The organism is Mesorhizobium sp. M7A.F.Ca.CA.004.04.2.1 (genome assembly GCF_004022825.1).
Lineage (GTDB): Bacteria > Pseudomonadota > Alphaproteobacteria > Rhizobiales > Rhizobiaceae > Mesorhizobium.
In genome coordinates this window covers 1-5969 of the sequence record NZ_RZPH01000293.1, presented here as the reverse complement: position 1 = coordinate 5969, position 5969 = coordinate 1, and the positions used below count along the sequence as shown (strand labels likewise).

Below are 5969 nucleotides of genomic sequence, written 5' to 3'. Positions count from 1 at the left end.
GATTGCCAAGCCCCTGGATGCCGAACAGCGCCTCGATCACCACCAGCCCGCCAAGCATGTAGCCGGTCTGCGTCGCCAGCACCGCGATGGTCGGCGTCAGCGCGTTGCGCAGCACGTGCCGAAAGATGATCTCGCGCCGCTCGAGCCCTTTCAGGACGGCGGTGCGCGTATAATCGGCGGCCATTGCCTCGATCACCCCTGCCCGCGTCATCCGGGCGATGTAGCCGGCAAGGTTCAGCACCAGCGGCAGCGCCGGCAGGATCAGATAATAGCCATGCGTCCAGAAGCCCGCGCCATCGGGCGCAACACCGGAGATCGGGAACCAGTTCAGCCACAGGCCGAAAACGATGAGCAGCATCAGGCCAGAAACGAAATCAGGCACAATGCCGAAGGAGACGCCTGCCATCACGATCAGCCGGTCGATCAAGCGGCCCGCATTGAGACCGGCAACGACGCCGGCACCAACGCCCAGCGGAATGAGAAAAATCAGAATAATGCCGGCAAGGGCGGCGGAGCGCTTGAGGCTTTCCAGCACGAAGGGCGCCACCGGCCCGCGCATCGACAGCGAGGTGCCGAAGTCACCGGTGACGGCCTTGCTGAACCAGAGCCAGTACTGGACGAGAACCGGCTGATCGGCGCCCAGCCGCTTGTTCAGTTCCGCCACCGCCTGCGCATCGGCAAAAGGCCCGAGCATCACACGGCCGACATCGCCGGGCAGGACCTGCCCGGCGAAGAACACCAGGATGCTGACCAGCCACAGCGTGAGGACAAGTGTGCCCAGACGCGCTGACAGAATGCGACCGGTCAGCATGTCGCGATCATGCCTGGACGAAGGAAACGCGATCGAGCAGCAGATGCGAGATCGCGGTGAAGCGGACGCCCTCGACCTTCGAGCTGACGATCCGGCTGTATTGCGAGAAGTAGCTGATGATCGCCGGCGTCTCGTCGAGCAGCAAGGTCTGGATCTTGCCGGCAACGAGGCGCTGTGCCTGCAGATCACGCGCCTTCGAGTAGTCGAGCAGCAGCGCATCATAGGCCGGGTTGTTGAAATGCGCCGCGTTCCAGGCTCCCGAACTCTTCAGCGTGGCGTTGAGGAAGATGTCGGGCGTGCCGCGATGGCCGTAGTCGGTGATGCCGAGCACCGAATCCAGCCAGGGCGAGCTACCGAAGGTCGCCGAGCCGTAATAGGCGTCCTGCGGCAGGACGTTGAGCTTGACGTCGATGCCGGCCTTCCTGGCGAAGTTCTGGATGATCACCGCATAGTCGGGAATGTCATAGGCGCGTTCGGTGGTCAGCGTCACCTCGAAGCCGTTCGGCACACCCGCCTCACCAAGCAGGCGCTTGGCTTCCGCAATGTCCTGCTTGCGCTGTGGCACCGACGGATCGGCGGAAGGGAAGATCGGCGCGAACGGGGTGTCGTTGCCGACGATGGCGCGGCCCTTGAGCAGGCCCTTGACCACCGCCTCGCGGTCGATGGTGAGCGCCAGCGCGCGGCGGATGCGCTTGTCGGTGAACGGCGCCTGGTCGGTTCTGAGATGCACCTGGTCATGCGAGCTTGCCTGCACGCTCAGCAGCTTGAAATTGGGATTGCCCTCGATCGCCAGCTCCAGGCGCGTCGTGCTCGGGATGACGTCGAGCTGGCCGGCCTGCAGCGCCAGCACCTGCGCCTGCTCGTCGTCGAAAAACTTGATCTCGACCCGGTCGGGCAGCGCCTTGTCGCCCCAGTAGTCTTCATTGCGAACGAAGCTGGCGCCTTGCTTGGGACGGAAGGATTCGAGCTTGAACGGACCGGTGCCGTTGAAACTCTTCTCGAAATCGCCGGCATAGTCGGCCGGCAGGATGACGGCATTGTAGACGTCTGAGGAGACATAGAAGGGGAAGTTGCTGTTTGGGCCGTCGAGATCGAAGGCGACGGTTTCGTCGTCGACCAGCTTGGCGCCGCCCTTGGACAGGATGCCCTTGTAGGCGGACAGCGCCGACGAGCCGCTGGCCCGATCGACCAGCCGCTCGAAGCTCGCCACAACATCCCTAGCGGTGACCGCGCGGCCATCGTGGAATTTCACCCCTGGCCGCAATTTGAAGGTCCAACGACTGGCCGTCTCGTTTGCTTCCCAGGACAGAGCCAGCTTCGGCTGCAGACCATCCTTCGGATCGTCGAGGATCAGATACTCGCCGACCTGGCTGATCACCCCGATGCTGGCCGGATCGGTGACCGAAACCGGATCGATCGCCTTGGTCGGCTGGCCGAGCCCGACGCGAACCGTGCCGCCGGCAGCAGTCGCGGCGCGCGCGCCTCCAAGCCCTTGGGAAGCGGCAAAGCCGGTCAGGCCGAGCAGTGCGGCGTATTTCAGGAGATCGCGGCGCTTGAGAAAGCCGCCCTGATATTCGTCGACGGCGACATTCCAGATGTCCCCCGACAGATTGCGAACTGCGTCGATATCTCTGAGTTTGGTCATGTTAAACCCTGCCTTGAAATGAAGATTGAAAGCTATGCGACGGGTTCGCCGTCGAGATGGATGCGGTCGACGGCCTGCGGATAGAACGCGATGAGGCCCTTGATCTTGGGCATTTCCTCTATGGGATCCCGGTAGCTCCAGGCGATGTCAGGGCGCACCGAGCCGTCGCTCAGCAGGCCGGACCAATAGGAGGCGATGCCCTTGTAAGGACATCGCGTCGTTGTGACGGACGCCGTCAGCCGCTCCAGCCGGATGTCTTCCGCCGGCAGATAGAAACGCGTTGGCAGATGCGTCTCGAACAGCAGAACCGGGCGGTGGCTGTCGGCGATCGGCTCGCCGTCGAACCAGACCTGCACATGGCTGGAGCTCTGCAGCACATCGATGCGTGCGTAGGGATCGCGGGCGTGGACGAAGACTTCCTCTTCCTCCTCGAACCATTGGTCGACGGCTTTCCAGGTGAAGGCGATGCGGCCGGCCAGAGGCGCCAGGTTTTCATCCGGTGGCGACACGAACGCCCAGGCCGCGTTGGCGCTGCGCCTGTCACCGCTGTCGATATCCCAATAGGCGGTTTCGCCACCGACCGGGTGCGGTTCGCGATGCGGTGAGGGTCTCAGCACCGACGGGTCGACCGCTGACGGCGGGAAGAAATAGATCGGCAGGAAATGGTTGGAGCGCAGCACGAGCACGTTGCGGCTGTCGGCGATGGTGCGGCCGCCGAACTTGACGCGCACGCGCTTGGGGCTGTGCAGGACATTGACGAGCTGCGGCGCGGTGGCTTCGCGCGGCTGCAATCTTGGTGCAACGGTCATGATCGTTCTCCCGGCCTGACGTCAGGACACCGCGCGCGCATTGTCGCGTTGTTCGGCGAAGCGATTGGCTGGCCGCGCCAGGCCGAAGCGGTCGCGCAGCGTTCCCGGCGCGTATTCGGTCGGGAACACGCCGCGCCGCTGCAGCTCCGGAACCACCTGTTCGGCGAAATTCACCCAGTCCTCGGGCAGCAGCGGGAACATCAAGTTGAAGCCGTCGGCGGCACCGGAAACGAACCAGTCCTGCAACTGGTCGGCGATCTGTACCGGCGTGCCGGCGACGGTCGGCACCGAACCGCTGTTGGCGAGTTTGCGGGCGATCTCGCGCAGGCTGAGATTCTGCTTCGCCCATTGCCTGACCCGGTTGAGCGACGTGCGTCCGCCGTTGAACGTGCTCTCGTCCGGCAGCGGCGGCAATGGCCCGTCCGGCGGGAACAGCGACAGGTCCAACCCGCTCCAGCTGGACAGAAGGTCGATGCCGACCTGATCCGGCAGCAAGGTCTGCAGGTATTCCTGCTTTTCCCGGCCTTCTGCTTCGGAGGCGGCGACAACAGGCAGGATGCCGGGCAGGATCTTGAAGCTCTCCGGCCGCCTGCCGTGGCGGGCCAGCCGCTCGTTGATATCCTGACGGTATTTGATGCCATCTTCCTTGGTGCTGTAGATGGCGAAGTGCGCATCGGCCTGGGCGGTGGCGAAGTTCTTGCCGTCCTCCGAGGAGCCCGCCTGGACGATCAGCGGATGGCCCTGCGGCGGCCGCGAGACGTTGAGCGGGCCGCGGACTTTGAAGTGCTTGCCCTTGTGATCGATGGGATGGACCTTGTCGGGGTCGGCGAAATAGCCCGACGCCTTGTCGATCAGCAGCGCCTCGTCTTCCCAGCTGTCCCACAGCGCTTTGACGATATCGAGGAATTCGGCCGCACGCTCGTAGCGGAACGCATGTTCGATATTGCCGTCGCGGCCGAAATTGCGCGCCTCCTCGTCCATCGCCGAGGTGACGACGTTCCACGACGCCCTGCCCTTGCTGATGTGGTCGAGCGAGGCGAACATGCGCGCCACATTGTAGGGCTCGCTGTAGGAACTCGATGCCGTGGTGATCAGGCCGATATGCTTGGTCACGCCCGCCAGCGCCGAGAGCAGCGTCAGCGGTTCGAGGCGGGCATTGGCGTAGTGGGCGACGCCGCTCTTGACCGAATCCCAAATCGAAACGTGGTCGGCGACGAAGATGGTGTCAATCCTGGCGCGCTCGGCCGCCTGCACGAGATCGCGGTAGAATTCGAAGTCCAGCACCTCCCGCCCCGGCGCCCTGGGATGGCGCCAGGACATCCGATGATCGCCCTGCGGGTTGAAGAAGAATGCGCTGAGGATCATGTGGTCTCGAGCCATGACGGCCTCCTTCCAGATCTGCTCCGGAGACCGTCGCGCTGCTTGCCTAAGCCGCGACAATCTCTGCTGATGCGAGAAAGGTAGATTGCGCTCCGGCTTAATCCGAGTAATTTTATAGAGATAATGCACTCCGAAAGCGGAAGCTATTGCCCTCGATGGCGGCGCTGGAAGAAAGTGGTTTCAAGTCCCCATGTCCTCCTCAGTTCTGAACGTAGACCAGCTGTCCGTCGCCTATGACGGGCGCAAGGGATCGCATCCCGCCGTCAGCGGCGTGTCGCTGCACATCCGCGAAGGCGAGGCGCTCGGCTTGGTCGGCGAGTCAGGATCGGGCAAAAGCTCTGTGGCGCTCGCCATCCTGCGTTATCTGCCGAAGAACGCCCGTATCGCGGCCTCAGCGCTTGAATTCCAGGGCCGCGAAATCCGCGACCTTTCCGCCGAGCAGCTCCGCCGGCTCAGGGGAAATCAAATCGCGGCCGTCTACCAGCATCCGGGCGCGGCGCTCAATCCAAGCATGACGATCGGCCGGCAGATCACCGAGACGATCATGCGGCACCGCCCGGTTCGCCTCGACGAGGCGCGCGAGCGTGCGGCCGAACTGCTCGGCCGGGTCCGCGTCAGCCATCCGGAGCGTGTGCTGGATCTCTATCCGCACGAACTCTCCGGCGGCATGCAGCAGCGCGCCAACATCGCCATCGCGATTGCGCTCGACCCGTCGCTGCTGGTGCTGGATGAGCCGACGACGGCGCTCGACGCCAGCGTCCAGTCCGAGATCATCGCCATCCTCTCCGACCTGCGCAAGGATCACAAAACCAGCATCCTGCTGATCAGCCACGACATCAACATGATCCGCCGCTCCTGCGACCGGGTGGCGGTGATGCAGGCGGGAACCGTGGTCGAAAGCGGCGTTGCGGGCGATGTCTTCGACAACCCCTCTCACGCCTACACCAAGGCGCTCATCGCCTCGATCCCGGCGCTCAACTACACCAAGCGGGACGGAAGACTGGCGGAGACGGACGGCGTGCCAGCGCACCCCATAGCCCAAGGCGAAGACGCCGGCTTGCCAAAAGAACGCCGGGTCGCGATCGCCTGCAAAGGCATCAGTCATGCCTTCGGCAGCCAGCCAGTGCTGCACGGCATCGATCTCGACATCGGCCAGGGCGAAACCTTCGGGCTGATAGGCGAGTCCGGTTCGGGCAAGTCGACCCTGGCACGCATCGTCACCGGCCTGCAGATGCCCAATGCCGGATCGGTCGAGCTGTTCGGCAGGACGGTCGCGCCGCGCGTCGAGAAGAGAAACCTTGCCGAACGCCGCGACGTGCAGATG

The 5969-nt window shown here is 64.0% G+C and carries 5 protein-coding genes; 1 reads left to right on the top strand and 4 read right to left on the bottom strand.

Annotated elements, in window-relative coordinates; genetic code table 11:
- The 4 genes from EN893_RS15045 to EN893_RS15030 form a co-directional block, all read right to left on the bottom strand.
- Positions 1–811 (bottom strand): ABC transporter permease (locus EN893_RS15045; protein ID WP_164900883.1); only part of this gene is annotated, 811 nt, incomplete at its 3' end.
- Positions 812–818: 7 nt separating this feature from the next.
- Complete coding sequence (locus tag EN893_RS15040; protein WP_127271029.1) at positions 819–2456, bottom strand: ABC transporter substrate-binding protein; 1638 nt, start codon at positions 2454–2456, stop codon at positions 819–821.
- A 32-nt stretch (positions 2457–2488) separates the two neighbouring features.
- Positions 2489–3265, bottom strand: a complete 777-nt coding sequence (locus tag EN893_RS15035; protein WP_127269474.1) for a DUF427 domain-containing protein — start codon at positions 3263–3265, stop codon at positions 2489–2491.
- A gap of 21 nt (positions 3266–3286) precedes the next feature.
- Positions 3287–4645 carry an LLM class flavin-dependent oxidoreductase gene (locus EN893_RS15030; RefSeq protein WP_127269473.1) on the bottom strand — a complete coding sequence of 453 codons (1359 nt, stop codon included), beginning with the start codon at positions 4643–4645 and terminating at the stop codon, positions 3287–3289.
- 190 nt (positions 4646–4835) lie between these two features.
- On the opposite strand from EN893_RS15030, the gene EN893_RS15025 reads away from it, so the two are divergent.
- Positions 4836–5969, top strand: a 1134-nt coding sequence (locus EN893_RS15025; RefSeq protein ID WP_164900881.1) for an ATP-binding cassette domain-containing protein, incomplete at its 3' end; no start/stop codon positions are given.